12 protein-coding genes are annotated in these 20,565 nt (G+C 44.3%); all 12 read right to left on the reverse strand.

Features of this window, described 5'->3' with window-relative positions:
• Nucleotides 1–221 precede the first annotated feature (221 nt).
• Complete coding sequence (locus tag AC58P7_RS25045) at nucleotides 222–2,417, reverse strand: AraC family transcriptional regulator (RefSeq protein WP_497347788.1); 2,196 nt, start codon at nucleotides 2,415–2,417, stop codon at nucleotides 222–224.
• Nucleotides 2,418–2,431: 14 nt separating this feature from the next.
• Nucleotides 2,432–3,988, reverse strand: a complete 1,557-nt coding sequence (locus AC58P7_RS25050; protein WP_497347790.1) for an extracellular solute-binding protein — start codon at nucleotides 3,986–3,988, stop codon at nucleotides 2,432–2,434.
• A 284-nt stretch (nucleotides 3,989–4,272) separates the two neighbouring features.
• A complete protein-coding gene (locus AC58P7_RS25055) occupies nucleotides 4,273–6,582 on the reverse strand; it encodes a glycoside hydrolase family 2 protein (RefSeq protein WP_497347792.1) in 2,310 nt (769 codons plus the stop codon).
• A complete protein-coding gene (locus tag AC58P7_RS25060) occupies nucleotides 6,579–9,392 on the reverse strand; it encodes a family 78 glycoside hydrolase catalytic domain (RefSeq protein ID WP_497347794.1) in 2,814 nt (937 codons plus the stop codon). The genes AC58P7_RS25055 and AC58P7_RS25060 overlap by 4 nt, the downstream gene beginning before the upstream one ends.
• A 73-nt stretch (nucleotides 9,393–9,465) precedes the next feature.
• Entirely contained in the window at nucleotides 9,466–11,019 is a 1,554-nt protein-coding gene (locus tag AC58P7_RS25065; RefSeq protein ID WP_497347796.1) for a glycoside hydrolase family 43 protein, read from the reverse strand.
• A gap of 248 nt (nucleotides 11,020–11,267) precedes the next feature.
• The gene (locus AC58P7_RS25070) at nucleotides 11,268–12,806 is read right to left on the reverse strand and encodes an ABC transporter substrate-binding protein (protein WP_497347798.1); all 1,539 of its coding nucleotides are present in this window, start codon (nucleotides 12,804–12,806) and stop codon (nucleotides 11,268–11,270) included.
• 103 nt (nucleotides 12,807–12,909) lie between these two features.
• Complete coding sequence (locus AC58P7_RS25075; protein WP_497347800.1) at nucleotides 12,910–14,514, reverse strand: response regulator transcription factor; 1,605 nt, start codon at nucleotides 14,512–14,514, stop codon at nucleotides 12,910–12,912.
• Nucleotides 14,511–16,262, reverse strand: coding sequence for a sensor histidine kinase (locus AC58P7_RS25080; protein WP_497347802.1), 1,752 nt, complete (start codon nucleotides 16,260–16,262; stop codon nucleotides 14,511–14,513). The genes AC58P7_RS25075 and AC58P7_RS25080 overlap by 4 nt, the downstream gene beginning before the upstream one ends.
• A gap of 133 nt (nucleotides 16,263–16,395) precedes the next feature.
• Nucleotides 16,396–17,280 (reverse strand): carbohydrate ABC transporter permease, encoded by an 885-nt coding sequence (locus AC58P7_RS25085; protein ID WP_497347804.1) that lies wholly within the window; start codon nucleotides 17,278–17,280, stop codon nucleotides 16,396–16,398.
• A 14-nt stretch (nucleotides 17,281–17,294) separates the two neighbouring features.
• Nucleotides 17,295–18,167 carry an ABC transporter permease gene (locus tag AC58P7_RS25090; RefSeq protein ID WP_497347852.1) on the reverse strand — a complete coding sequence of 291 codons (873 nt, stop codon included), beginning with the start codon at nucleotides 18,165–18,167 and terminating at the stop codon, nucleotides 17,295–17,297.
• 261 nt (nucleotides 18,168–18,428) lie between these two features.
• Nucleotides 18,429–19,190 (reverse strand): SDR family oxidoreductase, encoded by a 762-nt coding sequence (locus tag AC58P7_RS25095; RefSeq protein WP_497347854.1) that lies wholly within the window; start codon nucleotides 19,188–19,190, stop codon nucleotides 18,429–18,431.
• A gap of 24 nt (nucleotides 19,191–19,214) precedes the next feature.
• Nucleotides 19,215–20,489, reverse strand: a complete 1,275-nt coding sequence (locus AC58P7_RS25100) for a glycoside hydrolase family 1 protein (protein WP_497347806.1) — start codon at nucleotides 20,487–20,489, stop codon at nucleotides 19,215–19,217.
• Nucleotides 20,490–20,565 lie beyond the last annotated feature (76 nt).

Consider the following 20,565-nt stretch of genomic DNA (forward strand, 5'->3'; position numbering starts at 1 on the left):
TAATGTGATTGGCTTCAGCTCCACCTGACTCCTCCACTTCGATTTGACTCAAGAATACGGGTATCTGTATGTTGACTCAACATTGAAGTTGTACATTCCACCACTGAATCCAGCAAACTACCGTAAAAGAGGCGGATATAGGGATGAATTGTTGGATTTGTGTATAAAAAAATAAGAAGCGGAGAGCTTTTTCGGCTTCTCCGCTTCTTATTTGAATCTTTTTACTCTTTAAATTTGCCAGGTGTAACCCCTTTGATTTTTTTAAAATTACGAATAAAGCTGTTTTCGCTCGCGTATCCGACTTTCTCCGAAATCTCGATTACCTTCAAATTCGTATTCTTGAGTAATTCTTCCGCCTTCTCAATTCGTACATGCGTTATATAATCATATATAGCATTTCCGGTCTCTTGTTTAAAGATACTATTCGCCTGGGACATACTAATGCCTCCTGCCTCAGCTACTTGAGCTACGCCGATATTTTCCGGGTAATTCTCTTGAATATAATCAATCATTTTCCTCAAGTAGTTATCATGTTTCGTTGGCTTTCTTTTCTTCACCTCTTCTGCCAATTTCGTGGCTTCCTCCCAAGCCATTTGATGCAAATCCGCAAATGACAATGTTTGAAGAGAATCCAATGATTCCATCATTTCCTGAAATTGTTCATCTTCCTGGTCTCTGAATTCTGTTATCATTTCCTTAATTAGATTAGAATACCAACGAAAAACGTATGGAGGCTTTGTCATAGCCGTTTCCCAATCGATTCGTATTTTCTCTAAGACGCCGCTTACATATTCCGTTTTGCCTTCTCTAATTCCTTGCACGATCTCATGGATTGTTTCGTTTTTAGAGCCAATGCCCGACGTTTCTGAGTATTGTAAGGCTTGCTCCGGGACATGGAGTTTCTTATAGCCGGCATACAAGCGGTCCATCAGCAAACCTTCTACTTGCTTGTAGCGAATGCTTAGATTGCTGTTGATAGGATGAAGCGGTTCGCCAACACCGACAGATACCGGCATTTTTAACAGCTGGTTCGTGACTTCGATCGCGTAAAGAAGTTTATCATACAGCACTTGCAATTCGATATCTGAGGACAGGGGTTGTACAATGAGAGCACTGCGGTCCTGAGTCAAATCTTCAAACTGCACTCTATAACTCTCGCCAAGAATTTCCTCGAAAATATTGCCCACCGCAAACTTAAGCACTAGCTGGTCATCTTGTTTGTAGGCATTCAGCCAATTGTAATAAGCATCCACTGAGACAATAACTGCGTAAACGGGCAGGTCGGAGCGCCATTCCGAATATAACAATCGCCACTTCCGATCAAATTCCTTGCGGCTTAGCCTTCCGTAAACCATATCCTGAAGAAATTTGGCTTTTAATTCTTTGTTGCTGCCGTGCAAGAAAGTAAGTTGAGTAAGCAGCCTGCCGACATAGGATTCCAATTGAGCCAAGTCAACCTCCATTGCCTCATTCCGATGGTTCTGAACCATTTTGATAATTCGTTCAATGGGTCTAAACGTGATACGGTTAATTTGGAAGATGATTATCATTCCAATCAACATGGTAACAGCGGACACCAAGAAAGTCATGGTTCGAATCCATTTCAATTTCCCAAAAATTTGCTCTTGGGGTACTGCATAAATGTAATTCCATTGCGTTGATATGGAGGTCATCTTGGTTATAAAATATCGGCTAGGATTCGAAATCTCTTTATTGATTTCGCCAACCGAAAACAAAGTTTCTCCTTTCGAGTCTTGAATGATCCGAATTGCTTCATTCCTATTGGATTCAGCAGGAATCATTTGGGAAAATAACTTTGAAGATTTAAGGTTTATCACCAGATAGCCTGTTATTTTATTATCTTCGTATATTCTTCTAATTAATCTTATAACTTCGCCCTGGTCCTTCATTCTTTTAACGAATGTCAAATTATTTGTGTCTTTCTCGGCTAGAGTTAATAGAGAAAGCCAGCTTTTGTCACCGAATGTTTCAATACTGGAATTAAAACCATAAGGCGAACTGCCAACAACATGCCGATTTTTCTCATCATAGATATAGATACTGTCTATTATCGAACTATTTTGAGTCAACGTATCTAGCATTGATACGACCCCAAGTATGGTATCCATACTTCTATGATTGTCATAACGCAAAAAATCAATGGTCAGCGGGTCGAGGACCGCATAAATAGAAGTTGTAATGATATCGGCCATTTTCCTGTCAACATCATCCCGGACGAATGTCAGCACCTGCTGGTGTGGAATCTTGATCTCCTCTAGAAGCGAATATTTAGCAAGACTATACATTACAATTCCTACTATAGCGATAGCCAAGCAAATGACGAGTGTAAGTATGAGAATTAATCTCGTCTTGATATTTGAATAAATCAATTTCGCTTTGAACTTATATATATTCATGCTTTGCTTTCCCCTTATTTCTTCTTTGCAAACCACTCGCGCGCTCGCTTCGTCACTTCGTCTCCGCCACTGCTTTTCCATTTTTGTACGAATTCATCAAATTTTTCAATCGGCCAATCACCGACTATAATTTTCGACATATATTCTTGATAAAGCTTGTGCGATTTGATATCCGGGAAGCCGTCATAGATCGAAACAGGAATTCCATCGCCAGCGATCGTCTTACCGTCTTTTTCCCCAACCATCATCGCGTCAATCATCATCTGAGCTACCTTAGGTTCATATTGATCCTTAAGCGTTTTGGTTATCTGCTCCGTTGTCGTAACCGGGAATAAATCGAATAAGTAAGTCTGGTCCGGACTTAATGGTAACCGTTTTTTCTTGCCATCCTTCACTTCATAATGCTCGCCTTCAATCCCAAAAGTTGCAAAATCACGATTCTCAGGTTTCGCGTAAAACTCCAGAAGCTTCATTGCTTCCACAGCGTTTTTGGATGATTTGGGAATGGCCCACTCCAAATTATTGATTCGCGGCATCGGAGTAAAGCCATTAAACCCTTCTACCTTTGGCACTGCCATACCGACAATATAGGCATTCGGATTAACTTTAGACAAATTCTCGTAGAAGTTTTGATTGAGCGCATTCGGAACATGGTACCAGTTTCCGACCTTGTCTTGCTGGATCTTTGCTTTCCATGTTGGTTCTTTATTCAAGAAAGTTTCATTATCCAGCAACTTTTCTTTGTAAAGTTCGCTGGCAAATTTAATGGCTTCTTTCATGTTCGGCGTTACAGCCGAATATGTAAGATCATTGTTGTATAAATCCCACACCGGGTAGCCTTCTACCACTGCAGTACCATACATCAAGAACAAGTCATCCATCCAACGGCCCAGTTCCCGACCGCTTGTCGGAAACTCGTCCTTGATGCCGTTGCCATTGGGATCTTGATCGCGGAATGCCTTAAGGACGGCAACATATTCGTCCTTCGTTGTCGGAACCTTCATGTTTACCTTGTCTAACCAATCTTTGCGAATCAGTGAACTGTACCTTGGAAACAAATTGACTCTAGGTATGAAATAGATTTTTCCATCTGGAGAGTTGGCTCGTACGCTATCCCATACATCCTGAGGAATTGCATTCCACAAGGTAGGCGCATACTTTGGCAACAGATCATCCAAGGCAAGCAAAGTACCTTGCTTTAGCAGCGTATCTTCAACCCCGTAAGGCAAAAACAAATCCGGAAGTTCATTCGCTGCGATCTTAACGTTTAATCCTTTCGTAAAGGTAGTACCGCCATTCCAAGGCAGCGTTTCTGTTTTGACTGCAATACCTGTCTTCTCAGTAACATATTTGATCTGCTTATCGTCTGGCCCAGGCATTCTCCCATAATCGCTAAACATTAGAATGTTAACGGTCTTAACTTCCTTTTTCTGTTCACTCCCAAAAGCATTTCCAGCTGCAGTGTCACTACTACCCGAACCAGCTCTTGTACATCCTGCCGCTGTTAGGGCAAACAGTACGCCTGCAGTTAACAATGCGATCATTGGCATCCATCTTGATTGTACTGCCATCTCTCTTGCCCCTTTCGTTCATTATTGATTAATTTAAGTGGCGCAAACCATGGAAAATCATATATGACTATATACGCTGTAAAGTCTGGGAAAGATATATCCTCATTATACTCATAAATACAATTTGCGCGATAAGCTTATAGAATCCCGATACCCGGCCGCTCGGCGATTGGTTCAGCCATCGTGAGCATCTTTGCACCTTACTTTGGAGAAAATGCAAAAAAAGCCGGAATTACCGACTTTTTTCGTTACTCTTAATGGAAGTTTAAATCAGCAAATCAGTATTACTTGTTTTTTTTGATTTTTGTCAGTTCTCTATTTAGTGCATATAACAGCTTTTCAGTGAAGTGCTCGGGCGCCATTTCCGCCAACATATCGATCTTAAATCCTTGCGTCATGCCATACGTTGGTTGCGCTCTAAAACTTTCTCCTAAATATTTATTTAAGACCGCTTCCGCATCCTCATTCTCAAAAAGTTCTTTAAACGTGCAACGACTGGAGTAAACATCGTCCGTAAACTGTAATTCCTCGATCTCTTCTCCATCCAAATCAGGCATTTGGAACCAGTTCGTAACTTCGCCGCCTTTTTCCTCTACTGGGGCTTCATAACTTGGATTCGGTTCATCCACCTTATTAAATTTTGCAATATCTACGTATTGAGCATTATCTTCAGTAGCCACTGCACGTATTTCATTCATGCCCTCAGCCAGGGATACATTTTCGAAGATGAAGACTTTATCATCATTTGTTTTAGATTGAAATTCATTTCCATTTACGTATAGCGTTACTTCTTTGCAGTTTGAATACACCTTAACATGAATGCTGTTCTCTGCTCTATCAACATGGCGCTTACTCGTGATATGAACAAATTTATCATTAGACCAATGAGCCTTATACATATAGAAGGCATCCTTCTTGATCTTTCTGTCATAGGAGACAAGTCCCTTGTTGTTTCTTCCTTTGACTCCACCTTCATCTCTGATATTCGCTCCGAAATCAAACATGTTCCATACATAAGTAGCCCAAAGGAAAGGTCTCTCCTCGAAGGTCTTCCAAACCTTCTCATGGAACAGGGCGTGATATTCTTCCGTGTAATCTTTTACCTTTGGATCCGTACTGTGGTATTGGACAATACCTTCTGCCCCGTATTCGGATATACACAACGGCACATCGGGGTTAATGCTGTGAAACTTATCAAGCCAAGGCGCAAAATCCTCAGTCTTACCGTGATACCAACCATAATATTTATTGTAACCAATTACATCCGTCATACGGTTATATTCATCTTCCTCATTGACGAATAAAACATTGGCCATCGTCGTTAGCCGAGTCGGGTCTTCTTTTTTCGTCAAATCATGTAACTCTCTAACGAGTCTTCTGACCTCCGGTCGTTCACCACCGATTTGAATTTCGTTTTGTATCCCCCAGAATACGATGGAAGGATGATTATAGTTCTGTCTGATCAATTCTACCATCTGCTGTTTTGCATTGATCCCTTCCAATTCGTTCTGCGACATAACCGAAATGAAGGGGATTTCAGCCCATACCACCATACCTTCTTTGTCACACAAATCATAAAAATATTGGCTGTGCTGATAATGGGCTAACCGAATGGAAGATGCTCCGATTTCTTGAATGTATGCCATATCTTCGACTTGCTCTTGTTCCGTAATGGCCCAGCCCATATCCTTTCTATCTTGGTGTCTGGATACACCATGCAAAGGCAGATGCTCGCCGTTTAAGAAGAAACCCTTTTCAGGATCAACATGAAAGTATCTTACTCCAAAAGGAATCGATAATTCATCGATCGTGTCATTAAAGCTAATCATTGAAATGTTGGCACTGTACATATACGGATTTTTTCTACCATGCCATAGTGTTGGATTGTCAATGACGCAAGGCAGCTCTTCTGTCTTGGTTTCTCCTGCAGCCAGTATAACTTCCTTAGAGGCATAGGTTACAATTTGATTATCAGCATCGAAAATATCTGCCCAAAGTCTAATTTTTTTCTCTTCATTACTGTCATTTACAAGTCTTGTTCTAATGCTCAGTTGGGCTCTTTCCTTAGATACCTCTTCCTGAACAATATATATGCCCTGTGAACCATAATCCATCAAATCAAAATGAACAGATGACGTAACAACCATTTTCACATCGCGGTAAATCCCCCCGTAGAAGGTAAAGTCCGCTTTCTGAGGATAAACGTCATCCACAACCGTATTGTCAACTTTTACCGCAAGTACATTTTCAGCTCCATGTTTAACGACGTCTGTAATGTCAAACCTGAAGGTGGAGTACCCGCCTTTGTGCTGCCCCATATGCTGACCATTTACGTATACATCAGTAATACTGTTAGATCCATTGAACTCGATAAACACTCTACTTCCCTCGTATGATGGCTCAACCGTAAAAGCCTTTCTGTACCAACACGCACCTTGATAATATTCATAGCCATTTGCTCCATCGATCGCGTTCCATGTATGGGGAATATTCACAGTATGCCAATGATTATCATCGTACAATTCACTTTCAGCTTGTTCTTCGTTCTGCCGAATAAATCGCCAAGCATCATTTATCTCAATACATCTTCTCATTGTGTAGCCACTCTCCCTGCCAAAATTGTAAATTGATATTCTCCGCTTCCCGCATTACATACAATTCGTCCATCTTCATATCGTGCATCCGGGAATTCGCCCGATACTACCTTAAGATCATCTTGATTGCCTGAAATCATGATCGTCGCCGTCGTATTCACCGGCACCTCAAAACGATAGGTTACGCCCTGATTCATTTTTTCCCAGCTCGATTTAATGGTTCCATAGAGGGATTCATACGTTGCAGACGCCTGCGTGAGCGTACCTCCAACTGTTGGCTTCAACATAAAGTGCTTGTAACCAGGGGTCTCCCAAACGGGACGAATTCCCGTTACACCCGCGAAGAGGAAGTCGCAAACAGCGCCATACGAATAGTGATTCAGAGATCCTGACAATTCGCCATCTGGCTTAATTCCTTTCCAACTCTCCCAAATGGTCGTCGCACCGTTGCTAACGGCATACAGCCACGAAGGACACGTATCCTGCTCCAACAACCGGAAAGCGATATCCGCATGTCCGTAATCCGCCAACACCTGAAGGATGAAAGGTGTCGATAGGAAACCAGTATTCAAGTGATAATCCTGTTCTACAACCATCTGGGCCAGCCTGTCGGCGATAGCTTGTTTCTTATCTTCATACGCCAAGTCGAATGCTAACGTACGGACATTAGGTGCCTGCCTGCCTTCCAATATATAGCCGTCATCCTTAATAAAATATTGATTATATACGCGTCTAATTTTCTCATAACGTGCTTGGTACTTGGCTTCTTCCTCAGCCTTCCCCAGCACAGATGCCATTTCAGCCAACAATCGGGTGGAATAGGCATAGTAGGCGGTTGATACATCCGGATGGTTTCCTTTGGTTTTGCTCAAAACTGCCATGAGATCAGCAAACTCAGTGTCAGTTTCAAGCCACTCCCCCCAATGGAACCTTGTATCCCAGATGTAATCAGCGTCAAGTTCCCCGTCCGTATATTGTTGATAAGCAGGCGAATCTTGGTATAGCTCATTCGCATTCTTCGCACAGGCAGCCATGTAATCGACCCATGCCTTCGCTGAATCAAACTGCTTCTCTAAAATAGTCTTGTCTCCATAACAAAGATACATCGTCCATGGAATGATAACAGCCGCATCGCCCCAGCCTGAAGAACCGTCAAGGATACTGGCTGTACCAGGTTTCGGCCTGCGCATGGCCACCATTGGGTTGTTATTTTGCTCCATGAATCTTTCCCATTCCTCTATGCTGTGATGCCCAATAACGGTTGGCACTGTACTGCCGACCGAACCGTCAGCGAATTGTTCCGCCGCAACGTCGGCCATCCACTTTTCAAAGAAAGGGTACACGTTCATGAAATCCGACGCCGTTCTAGAGAATACTTGTGCGTCCCCTGTCCATCCGGCTCTTTCCCGGGTTGGGCAATCGGTAGGCACCTCCATAAAGTTTCCCTTCTGGCTCCATTTGGAGTTAGATACCAACTGGGTAATTAATGGATTCGAACAGGTGAAATCCCCCGTCTCGTCCAAGTCGGAATACACCGCCACAGCAGTAAAATTCTCGGGTATAATCTCTCCTGGATAATTCTTAACGAGTACGTAGCGAAAGCCGAAGATCGAAAACCGCGGACGGTAGCGCTCTTCACCGTTACCAGCCGTAATGTAACGGATCTCTTGGAAATCCTCCAGCGTTCCATGATCCGCCAGATTTTGTAGAGTGAAGTTTCCGTGCTTATCTAAGGCTTCCCCATGGATTAGAACAATCTCAGTCCCTTCGTCGCCTTGAACCTTCATTTCTACCCAACCTGCGATGTTTTGACCCAAATCAAGAATCGTTTCGCCATTTGGCGTTCGTATTACTTTTGGCGTAAATCTTTCTTTCTCTCTTACCGCGACACTCCGAGTAGCAATCAAGTTGTCGAATCCATCGGCTGTGAGCTGGGCAGGCTCCCAGGAGGAATCGTCATAGGAAGGTTGATTCCATCCCTCTATGTTGATTCTGGCATCATAAAGATCTCCAGCTTTCATGTCCGATTTAAGCAAAGGCCCACGGGAAGTCTTAAAGGAGTCGTCACTGCCGATGATCTCGCGGCTTCCATCTTCGTAGTCCAACACGAGTTGCCCCAGAAAAGCTACTTTATAGCCAAAATTGTTCTTTAAACTTGCTCCACCCGTAGCCCCTCTCCACCAACCGTCCCCGAGAATGACACCTAGCGCATTGAAGCCTTCTTGCAAGAATGGCGTTACATCGTAAACTTGGTATTGCAGGCGTTTGTAATAAGAAGTGAAACCGGGCGTGAACAGATGGTCCGTGCCCTCGCTTCCATTCAGATAAAAGCTGTACAACCCCTTCGATGTCAGGCAAGCTCTGGCCGATTTGAGGCCCTTCTTTACGGTGAATTCCTTCCGGATATAAGGAGCCGGCTTGTAGGCGTGAATGTCCACTTCTTTCTCCGGTTCAATCCAACGGGCCTTCCAATCCGAAGCGTTCAGCAATCCAGTTTCAAAGAAAACGGGATCGCTGAAGGATGACTCCCCTTCATGATTACTCCAAACTTTAACTCGCCAATAGATCCGTTCAAGCGATTTTAATTCCGGACCCTCATACAGAATGCCCTGCGATTTGTCCATCTCAACCTTGCCGCTGTCCCAAATCATGTTAGTGAAGCTCTCGTTTGCAGATCCTTGAACTTGATATGCGGTTTGTATGACGTCTCTGCCATCACTCCGAAGTTTCCAACCTAGACGAGGCTTTTGCGTATCCAATCCCAAGGGATTTTCCAGATACTCCGTTCGCAATGATACTACTTTCAACATTTTGGTAACCTCCCAAAGCTAAGATTGATAATTAAAGTCCGGAATCGATCTTTTACGCAGTTCATGTGCCACGTCACATAGTAGGCGTATATTGAAACCAATCGAACGATGCGGGAACCGTACACGATTTGCCGTTCCCTGTTGCGTACAGCCCAAAGTACACACCCGTAAAACCACCGGCCACTTCAGTCGAGAGCAATGAGCACTCGCCGGATCCAAAGGGTTTACGCTCCCCATTCGGGGTAGAGTAATAGAACGAGTATTTAGCTGGCTCCGCTTCCAAACCGAAGATGATGTCTGAGCCTTCAAACTCTTCTTCCAGCTCCACTTTCCAGAGCGACCCGATTCGCCTGCGAAGAATCACTTGGCGGCGTCCTTCTGCTCCACAGGTAAGCGCTATTTCATAATGGAACCGCTCATTCATATAGACCGTAAGCCCAGCTTCTTCGCCTTCATGTACGGGTTCAAATGACATTAGCGTAGAAACGCTGCATCGAAAATGCTGCTGTCTCCGCCCGACAAATGCCGGAGAACCGGTATCATTCAAGGTTACGGCTGAGCCGCGAAGGGTCAACCAGCCCGGTCTTTCTTCCAGAGACCAGTCCTCGTCCCGCGGATTTCTTAAGAAGTTCCACTCCAATTGCAGCCGGTTCGAATTAAAATCATCAACGTCCGTCGAAGGTGACTCATCGGCTACAAGCGGAAGCGTTCCTGCATCCATGTTCTCCGCAATCTTGCCGCCATCCCCGATCACCGGCCATCCGTCCGCGGACCAGGTAACCGGAGCTAGGAACGTCTCGCGTCCTAAATGATGGTGCCGCCCGCTGAAAGGTACGGATACTGGACGAATCCCCAGGAAAACGGCCCACCAGCTCCCATCCTCCAGTTGGACGAGATCCGCATGGCCCGTTGCCTGGATGGAACTGCCCGAACTCCGGTGAGTCAGGATCGGATTGTCAGGATTGCTTTCGAATGGTCCGTATGGCGAATCGCTCCTTGCGATCGTAACCATGTGACCGTACTCGGTCCCTCCCTCTGCAATCATCAAAAAATACTTCCCGTTAATCCGATACAGGTGCGGGCCTTCCGCCGATTTACCACCCGTGCCTTGCCAGATGAGACGTCGTTCAGATAACAGTTTTCCGGACTCCAGGTCGATTTCGGCTTGATATATCCCCTTCGGCTCGTCCCCAAAGAATCCGCCGGTTCCTGTAATATAGACGCGCCCATCTTCATCAAAAAATAGAGATGGATCAACACTCGGCCATTCCGGCCAAATCGGCTCGGACCATGGCCCCTCCGGCTTTTCCGCCCAAACGTAGAAATTGCGAAACATTTTAACATTCGTCGTAATCATATAGAAACGGCCATTATGGAAGCGAATGGTTGGCGCATAAATGCCCATTGAGCTTCTGCAGCCTTCTAGATCCAGTTGGCTTTGGCGGGTTAGGCAATGTCCGATTTGCTTCCAGTGAACGAGATCACGGCTATGGAAGACCGGGACACCTGGAAAATATTCAAACGTACTTGTAACCAGATAAAAATCTGAACCTACCCGACAAACACTCGGGTCGGGATGGAAGCCCGGGATTACCGGGTTTGAATATTGAATAGTTGATTCAGCCATTTTTTTCTTCCTTCCTTTCGTTTAGCACTCCGATCAATCCGTATCCCGTGCTCGTTTACCATTTTCTCTAAGCACAGTTGTCCCTTCTCAAAAACTAAAGGATTTACAATCATCATAAGCTCAATCTAAAGAGCACACTAACACTCAAACGACTTATCTATGCCGTTGTAACGACTTCCCATCTGGAATCAAATATCCGAATAAAAAAACCAGGCCCATTAAAAAATGGAACCCGGTTTTGATCTTTCCTATTTTTTGTTGGCAGCCGCCCAAGCGTCAAGTTGCTTCTGTTTTTCCGCAATGACCTTATCGATACCCGCGGCTTTCAGTTTGGCTCTGAAGTCAGGTAACTTATCGGCCGGGTCGAGTGTTCCTGACTCCAACCCCTTGGCATACTGATCTGTTACATTTTTAAGAGCAATAACCTCATTTTTGACCGGCTCCGAATTGAATGTGAAGCCGAGCGCTTTCGATTTGATTGCTTTTTGATTGGCTTGTGCCGTCAATTTCCACATTTCCTGTAAGTCTGACTTCATCAGATATGCGAGGGATGGATTCGTATATATCCAACTTTGAATCGAATATCCAACCGTCTTCGAATCGGTGCCTGGCGGGTAATCGATCGCATTCTCCGACACCTTCACATAGTGCTTCCCTTCAATGCCGTAAATGAACAAATTGGCAAGATCCTTATCCGTGTACATCAGATTCATGAGCATCATGACGCGTTCAGGGTTAGTAGTGTTAGCGGATATGGTCCACAACCCCCCTTGCGCATTGGAGGTAGTCGAATAAATATTAGGCATTAATGGTGCAAAAACGAGCTCTTTGCCATTCGCTCGGATTTCCGATTCCAAGTTACCAGGTCTAAGGCCGATGAAATAAGAAAATGCCTTGTCTGCTTTCAATAAATCCGAGCCGTTAGCTTGCGTTGTAGCGGCATCCTTGTTGAGATATCCCGCCTTAGCCCAACTATGGACCTTGTTCAAATAATCTTCATACTCTTTGGTCTCAAACAAGTTCACGACCTTTAGACCATTGTCATACCCAGGCAAAACTCCCAAACGGTCCCCCAGTTTATCATACCAAACATATACATCCGACGGCATGGATAACCCGGCTCCGAGCGGAGCGATAGTAGGCTCATTATCCTTAATTGTCTTGTACACTTGATCCAGGTCATCAATCGTCTTGATCGATGCTACATTAATTTTGTACTTTTCCACTAAATCTTTCCGCATAAGAACCCCGGGAACCCCAGTCGTGTAATCCTTATAGACAGGCACGCCATAGGTTTTCCCTTCAATTTTAACGCTGTTTAGATAGGCGGGATCGATCTGTTTTTTGATGCCTTCACCATACTTGTCCAACAGATTGTCGATCGCGACTATTTTTCCAGTCGCCACATCCGGGCTATACCCCGCACCAAATTCAAAGAACAGATCCAGCTTCTCACGGCCAGAAGTCATCAAATTCATTTGTTGCGACCAGGCCCCGATGCTGATGGGCATGATTTTTACCGTTGCGTTGATTTTAGCTTTCGTTATTTTGCTAATCTCATCTTGCACGGCTTGCATATCCTTAGGAACTGCTCCGAATGCCGGCATGGCAATTGCGATTTCATACGGATCTTTCGTTGCATTGTTCGAACTTGCGCTTGCGCTGGAAGCTGGAGCAGCAGTAGAACCATTGCCTCCTTCATTCTTCGAAGACGAACACCCGGCAATCATCCCTGTTACCATAACCGAAACAAGCGACAATGTGGCTAGTTTAGCTTTATTATTCATCGTATGCCCCCCAATAAGTTGTTTGGATTTACACCTTCATCATATCGTTCTTCTTCGTGTACCGACTATCACTCAAACGACTTCAGATTAGTGTTAAAACGACTTATTGAATGTTACTGAATTGACTTCTATACTCCAATGGCCCGATCCCCACATGTTTTTTAAACATCTTTGTAAAATACGAAAAATTGGTATAGCCCAAAGTAGAAGCGATGGCTCCTATCGAGCGGTCCGTCTGGGACAATAACTCCTTCGCCACCTTGACTTTTTCCAGAACAATATAATCAAATAAGTTATGGCCCGTTTCTTTCTTGAACATTCTCGTTAAGTAATCCGGATTCAGGAAAACTTGGTCCGCGATCATCTCGCGAGTCATATCCTGATCTATGTTTTGAGAGATAAAGATTTTGACGACCTGGACAATCTTTTCTGTCTCTTTAACCTCTTCCGCTTGGTTCATCGCTTTGCTCACGGAATGACGAACCCAGGCCATCATGTCCGTTATGGACCGCACGGCCGTCTCCGAAATGCGTCTTGACTCTTCATCTCCGAATAATTGATTGGCTTCAATGCCTCTCAAATTAAGAAATGAAAACACCAATTGTGTAAAATTTTGATTGAATTGATGCAACAATTTGGCATCTATACCTTGACCACTGACTAGGCTCTCTAAAATCGATTCCACTTCATGAATGACTGTATCCGTAGTGCCTGTTTTCATAAGAGACGCAACTACTCCCAATGTGGGCAACTTTGCAGGAGGAATCGTGTTCTCACCATCAAGCTGAAGAAAGACTTGATTCACGAAGGCAACATTGTTTCGATCACGTCTCCGTAATTCCGCAACCATTTCTGTCATCTGATAGGCTTCCACGGATTGTCCAAAATAACAGGAGAGATCACAGTAAAAATATTCGTTGCAAGAATCGATATATTGTTGGCATGCCCTGCTAAGGGGTTCATACTCCCAACTCGTCCCTCGATTTGCGACCAATATGATCAAAAGCTTTCCCCAATCCACTTGAAAGCATATTCCGTTAGCTCGATCGCCGATCAGGATTTCTTCAGCTGAATTTTTAAGAGCGTACTCCAGGATTTTCTCATCTCTTCGGTTTAACCCTTTTTTCCATCTCTGGACCGAAATAAGAATGGGAAGAAAAACCGATTCCTCGGAAATCGGAATATGATGGAGTTCTACTTGATCTCGGATCGCGGCCGGCTGGCTGGGTATGGAATGGTTAATCAGTTCTACCCAGAACCGTTCGATGATAAAGGAATGATGCTTGAGCCATAATTGATGGGACTGGCTGTTTCTTTTAAATTCACTGTTTCTATCTATAACGGCCTGTGCCTTGCGGATGGCGTTTTCCAAATCGACCGCTCGGACAGGCTTGAGCAAGTAATCAATACCCCCTAACTGCAACGCTTCTTTGGCATATTTAAAATCGGCATGACTGGTAAAAAAGATCGTCGCCGTGTTCGGAGAGTACTCTTTCACCCAAGAAAGCAGATCAAAGCCGCTGCCGTTAGGCATTTCAATATCGCACAGCAGAATGTCAATCTTTTCTCTTACGAACAAGTCTTTGGCTTCTCGGATATCGATGGCATTAAGCAATTTGGTGATGCCCAACTTTTGCACATCAATGTCCGATTTCACTCCTTCGATAGCGAGTTCCTCGTCGTCTACAATGAGCAGATGATAATTCATCGGTTTCCCTCCAATCCCGGATTTGTCGGAATAATAATATCGATTATCGCGCCGCGAGCTTCTTTATCGTTATCATATTGAATGGACGCGGCTTGACCGTACATTAAACGTAATCGCCGTTCCACATTCCAGATCCCGGTGTATTCGCCCCGTTCATTCTCCACACTTACGCCTGCCTGCAGCTTTTCAAGCACGTCGCTCTTAAATCCAACTCCTGTATCTCTGATGCTTATTTTCATTCTGGAGCCGCGCTCTTCAATCAGAAATTCAATCTGTACGTCAATGGTCAGAGGCCATGTGACGGCATGTTTAATTGAATTCTCGACAAAAGATTGAATGACTAGCGGAGGAATCGGGACATCCGATAAATAATCCGGCGAATGGACCGTCCACTTCAGTTTTTTCGGAAATCGCATATGCTGGATCTTCAAATAATTCTGAGTATGTTCAAGTTCATTTTTGAGCGGTACGAAAGAAGTATTGCTTCTGAACATATATCGGAAATATTCACTTAAAGACATCGCCATTTCCAAGATCAATTCATAATTCTTAATCTTGGCCAGATTATAAATAATATAAAGGGTATTCAAGAAAAAATGAGGATTGACCTGCAGCTGCAGCCGCTGCAACTCCTCCTTTTGCTTATTCAGCTGCTCCTCGTAGACGTTAATGCGGAGCCGTTCCACCTCGGACATCATGGCATTAAAAGCCCCACCCATCAGTTGAAATTCCCCCGAAGTATTGCTCAGCTCAACCCTGCTGCTCCAGTCTCCTTCCCGGACCTTCTTCATGGTGCGCAGCAACCGATATAAGGGCACCAAAATGGATTGCCTCATGGAATAGAGCCCGATGGGGATAAAGAGGAACGCGGCGATGGTGATGAACCAAATGATGGACTGAAGATACGGCAGCTTGGCCAAAATATATTGATCGGGTATCAATGCAATTAAACTGAAGTCCCCTCGATGAGAAGGAGCTCCAACTACAAGAAATTTCTTTTTAGTGCCTGAAATATAATATTCGTTTACTTTCTGTTGCAGGTCAATCCCATATTCGCTTACTAGTTTTGAATCGGAAATAGGTTCGCCTTGCATATTGGCTAATAAGACCTCTCCCTCTTCTCCAATTTGAAGAGAACGAAGGGGCTTTACTAATTCATCAGTACTAATCAAAGCTCCAAGATAGGTGTCCCCCGAACGCACGATGTCAATGAAGTAATTATCTTGGTTAATCCGGACATATTTCCAAACCTTAGAGGAACTCCCCATCGAAAATTGCTCAGAATGAATATAATCAATCATATAATGTTCAATAATCTCTTTTTCCTTAATGGCAGAAGGGTCATTCTTAGAAATGTTTAAAAAATCTTGCCTGTGAGCCGTATATACAAAAAAAGAACTTATCGGATCGTATAAGTTAATATCATTACTTAACTTGTTAAACAAATATATTTTAGAGCTGTAATACTCTCCATCCGTTGCCGCCTGGCTAAGCGATAACAAATCATAACCGGTACCAGCCACCGTACTCATATAAGAGTCGATGTCGTCTAATTGGGAATCGCTTTGATTCGTGTACAGGTTCAACATATTCTTATAGGAATCCGCAACCTGACCGCGAACGACATGAATCGCATAATAGTTGTTGTATAAGAGCATCCCCACCAGCGGCATCGTCATTATAAGCACGCTGACGATTAACTTGACTCGCAATGGGGCTCGTCTCCAGTACCATACGGGAGTATTCATGTCGTTTCGGCTCCTCTTGTTATCTAAATTTAAATTTCAAATCTATCATAAGCTTATAACAACTGACAACGCCACAACCGTAATAAGTCAGTTGTGGCGTTGCGTATATGGAGAAATCCAGTCAGTGCTTGCTTTATCCTTTTACAGCACCAATCATAATTCCTTTAATAAAGTATTTTTGGAAGAATGGGTACGCCACCAAGATCGGGAGGACCCCAATGACTGCAATGGCCATTTTTACAGCATCTGTAGGCATTTGTTGCATAGCATCGCCTGTATTGTTCGTCATATTGGTAGTTATGAATTGAATATCCTGCATGATTCGATTAAGCAGATTTTGTATACTGAAAAGTTTGGGGTTGGTAATATAGATCATGCCTAGCTGCCAATCATTCCAGTACATGATACATTCAAAGAGACCAATCGTCGCCAATATGGGGGTTGACAGCGGAAGCACGATTGACCAAAAGGTCCTGTATTCTCCGGCTCCGTCTATTTGTGCGGATTCAATTAATGCACCTGGAATCGTCGTCTGAAAGAAGGTTCTCATCAACATAATGTAAAATCCGTTCATCAGGAGCCCTGGTACAATCAAGGACCAAATCGTATTCTTAATATGGAAGATTTGTGTATACACCAAGTAGGAGGGAACCAATCCTCCATTGAATAACATGGTGAAGAAGACGATAAACATAATCAAATTGCGATGCGGGGTCACACTTCTGGATAACGGGTAAGCCAGAAGCGCCGTCATAGCTACCCCTAATACCGTTCCGACTACCGTAACGAAGACTGTCACTCCGTAAGCACGGGCGATATCCCCCCCTCTTTCGTACAAATATTCATACGCAGCCGTACTAAACGTATGGGGGATGAACGAATAACCGTGTGCAATAATATCATTCTGATCCGTTAACGAAGCGGAAACAAGCAGTATGAACGGGAGAATACAAATGACTGTGAATAAGAACATCATAATATGGCTGAACCACGTCAAGCCTCTGCTTTCATTTTTCATGTGTGTCTACCTCCTTAGAACAATGCGTTATCTTTGTTGTATAGTCGCACCATATAGTTGGCAAGCATAACAAGTACAAATCCAACGATAGATTGATATACACCTGCTGCTGTGGACAAGCCAATATCACCATTGCCCGTTAATCCTTTAAATACATACGTATCGATCGTAGCCGTTGTGTTAAATAATGCTCCTGAATTCATAGGAACCTGATAAAATAAGCCGAAATCTGAGTAGAAAATTCTTCCGATACTGAGCAGCGTCAACATGATGATGACTGGTGTTAGAATCGGCAAGGTAATATGGCGGATCTGCTGCAATCGGCTTGCGCCATCGAGTCTCGCAGCTTCATAATACTCTTCGTCAATTCCAAGCAATGCAGCAAAGAAGACAATGCTCGAATAACCAACACTTTTCCAGAAGTGAACCAACGTTAGAATCCAAGGCCAATATTTTTCTTCAGTGTACCAAGAAATGCCGTCTTTTATTCCAAACCAAGGGAGTACCGTGTGGTTCATGAATCCCGTATCCGCACTTAGGAGGGCATATACCAAATAGCTGACAATGACCATGGAAATCAGATGCGGCAACGTGATCACGCTTTGATAAAACTTAAGCAATACTTTGTTTTTGATCTCGTTCAACAAGATTGCACAGGCAAAGGACAAAAAGGTTCCAAGAACAATAAACAATAGGTTGTAAAGAATCGTATTTCGGGTAATGATAAAAGCGTCCGATGTCTTAAAGAGATACTCAAAGTTTTTAAATCCAATCCAGTCACTCTCAAGAATGCCTTTAGCAAAATTTATTTTTTTGAAGGCAATTACGATCCCGAGCATCGGGAGATAGTTATTAAACAACAGGTAAAGAAGTCCTGGGGCCATCATGGTCAGAAGTGGCAAATATTTACGGTACCGATTCTCCTTTTTCTTGTACTGGATTCCCACCCGCGGTACAGTCGCCGATACGGCTTTTTCCATCTGAAAATCCCTTCCTTTCCGTTTTATACTCAAATGTCTTACCTTGATCATAATGGATATGTTCTCGTCTATCTAACAATCAAACGACTTCCCATTAACGTTAAAACGACTTCTCGCACGAAAGAAAAGGACTGATCGGGCACGCTCCCGCTCAGTCCTTTGTTTGTCTTAATATGCCGTCCAACCGCCATCGGCCGCAATTACGGTCCCATTAACAAACCTTGAATCTTCGGATGCAAGGAAAAGAGCGACAGCAGCAATCTCAATCGGGTCGACCGCGTCGCGTCGCTGCGTTGCCGCTCCTTCCTGAAACACCTGTATGCCCCCCATGTCGATGTTGCCCATCGAATTCATGATGCTTGTTCTAACGCCGCCTGGGGCGATCGCATTGCAACGAATGCCGGATTTTGCGTACATATAGCCTACATTCTTAGTCAGTCCCACAAGACCGTGCTTCGAAGAGGTGTAAGCAACCCCGCCTTTGCCTCCGGTTATGCCAGCGGCCGAAGCAATATTTACAATTACGCCCGCTCCTTGCCTCAACATGAACGGAAGCGCCTTGCGAATGGCACGCATGGGACCGGTCAAATTGATCGCGAGGACCCGCTCCCACAAATCATCTTCAATGGTTTCGATCAAACGGAAGCCGTCCATGATCCCGGCATTGTTCACGAGAATATCGACACTTCCGAATGCTTCTGAAGCCTTGTCTACCATGACTTGGATGTCATCTTCCTTCATAACGTTTACGGCAACGCCGATGGCCGTGCCTCCGTTTTGGTTAATACCATCGACAACCGCTGAGATGGCGGCCTCATTCAGGTCCGCTACCACGACCTTGGCGCCTTCCTCCGCATACAGTTCCGCAATCGCTTTGCCAACACCTGAGGCAGCTCCTGTTACAATGGCTACTTTATTTTGCAGTTTCATACCCATCTTTCCCTCCTCCTCTTCTTAGATCGCATTTTCTCTAGCGATGTTTCCTAGATGAATGCCGCTAGGCTTAACGGTTCGCTCTTGAGTCGTACGGTCCACCTCAATGAGTCCAAAACGTTTAGAGAACCCAAGCTGCCACTCAAAATTATCCATCAAGGACCAATGCATATAGCCCAAAACCTGCAATCCGTCCGCCATACAATCATGGACACCTTTCAAGGCGCGATCGATAAAAGCAACACGACGTGTATCATCATCCGTTGCGATTCCATTTTCAGTAATCATAATTGGTACTTTCAGATGCTCGCTAACATATCGGACAACAGCTCCAAGCGCCTCCGGATAAAATTCGTTCCCCATTTGTGTCGTCTCTGCGCTTTCCGGCACGGGCAGAATGCCATTAGGCCCATATACCATCCGCGTATAGTTTTGCAACCCGAAGAAATCATCGTCCTTCAAATAAGGAAGGAATTGAAGGAACTCCTCCTGCATTGCATAAGCCGCCTTCTCTTCTCCCCCAGGAGTACTCTGGATGTCGTATAGCGATAGGGTGATTCCGACTTGTGTATGCGGACTAATCTGCCGAATTGCAGCTTTCGCTTCCATATGCGCTTGAAAAATGATGGCCAAGCCCTCATCCGTGCGTGGAGCCAGAAACGAGTGAACCTCGGTTGGAGGCAAACCAAAAGCCTTGCTCAGCTCCCCAAAATATTTTTGCATTTGAGACATCATGTCCATATTCATGCCAACCTGTGCACCTGGTGCCCCCGCTTGGGCTTCGTGACGCTTTATGATTTTTTTGATTCCAATGGAGATATTCGCTTCATTAATCGTACATACATATGGCATCAATTCGCCTAATTCACGCATGACATGTGTACAATATCGTGCAAATCGGGCAGGCGTATCCGCCGACTCCCAACCTCCTAGCCGAATGAGCCATTGCGGAGAGCTGAAATGATGGAGAGTCACAATCGGAGTTATATTATTTTCTCTACACGCAAGTAGAACTTCCCGATAATGTTCAATTTCTGACGCTTCGAATTGCCCCTCCTCCGACTCGATTCGAGCCCATTCAATGGAGAACCTATAGGAATTCAATCCCATATTAGCTATCTCAGTAATATCACTCTTAAAACGGTTATAATGGTCTACTGCGTCGCCTGACGGTTCCTTGAACACCGAGCCCTCCAAGTTTTCCATCAGCCAAAAATCAGAATTCCTATTATTGCCTTCCACCTGATGCGCTGCAGTGGATGCCCCCCATAAAAAACCTTCTGGAAAATGTGCCATGCCTACTCCTCCTCAACTTCGGTTATTAGCTGCCACTCCATTTTATAGCGACGCCTCATGGACAACTAACAATCAA

This window comes from Paenibacillus sp. J22FR5, from assembly GCF_059691975.1.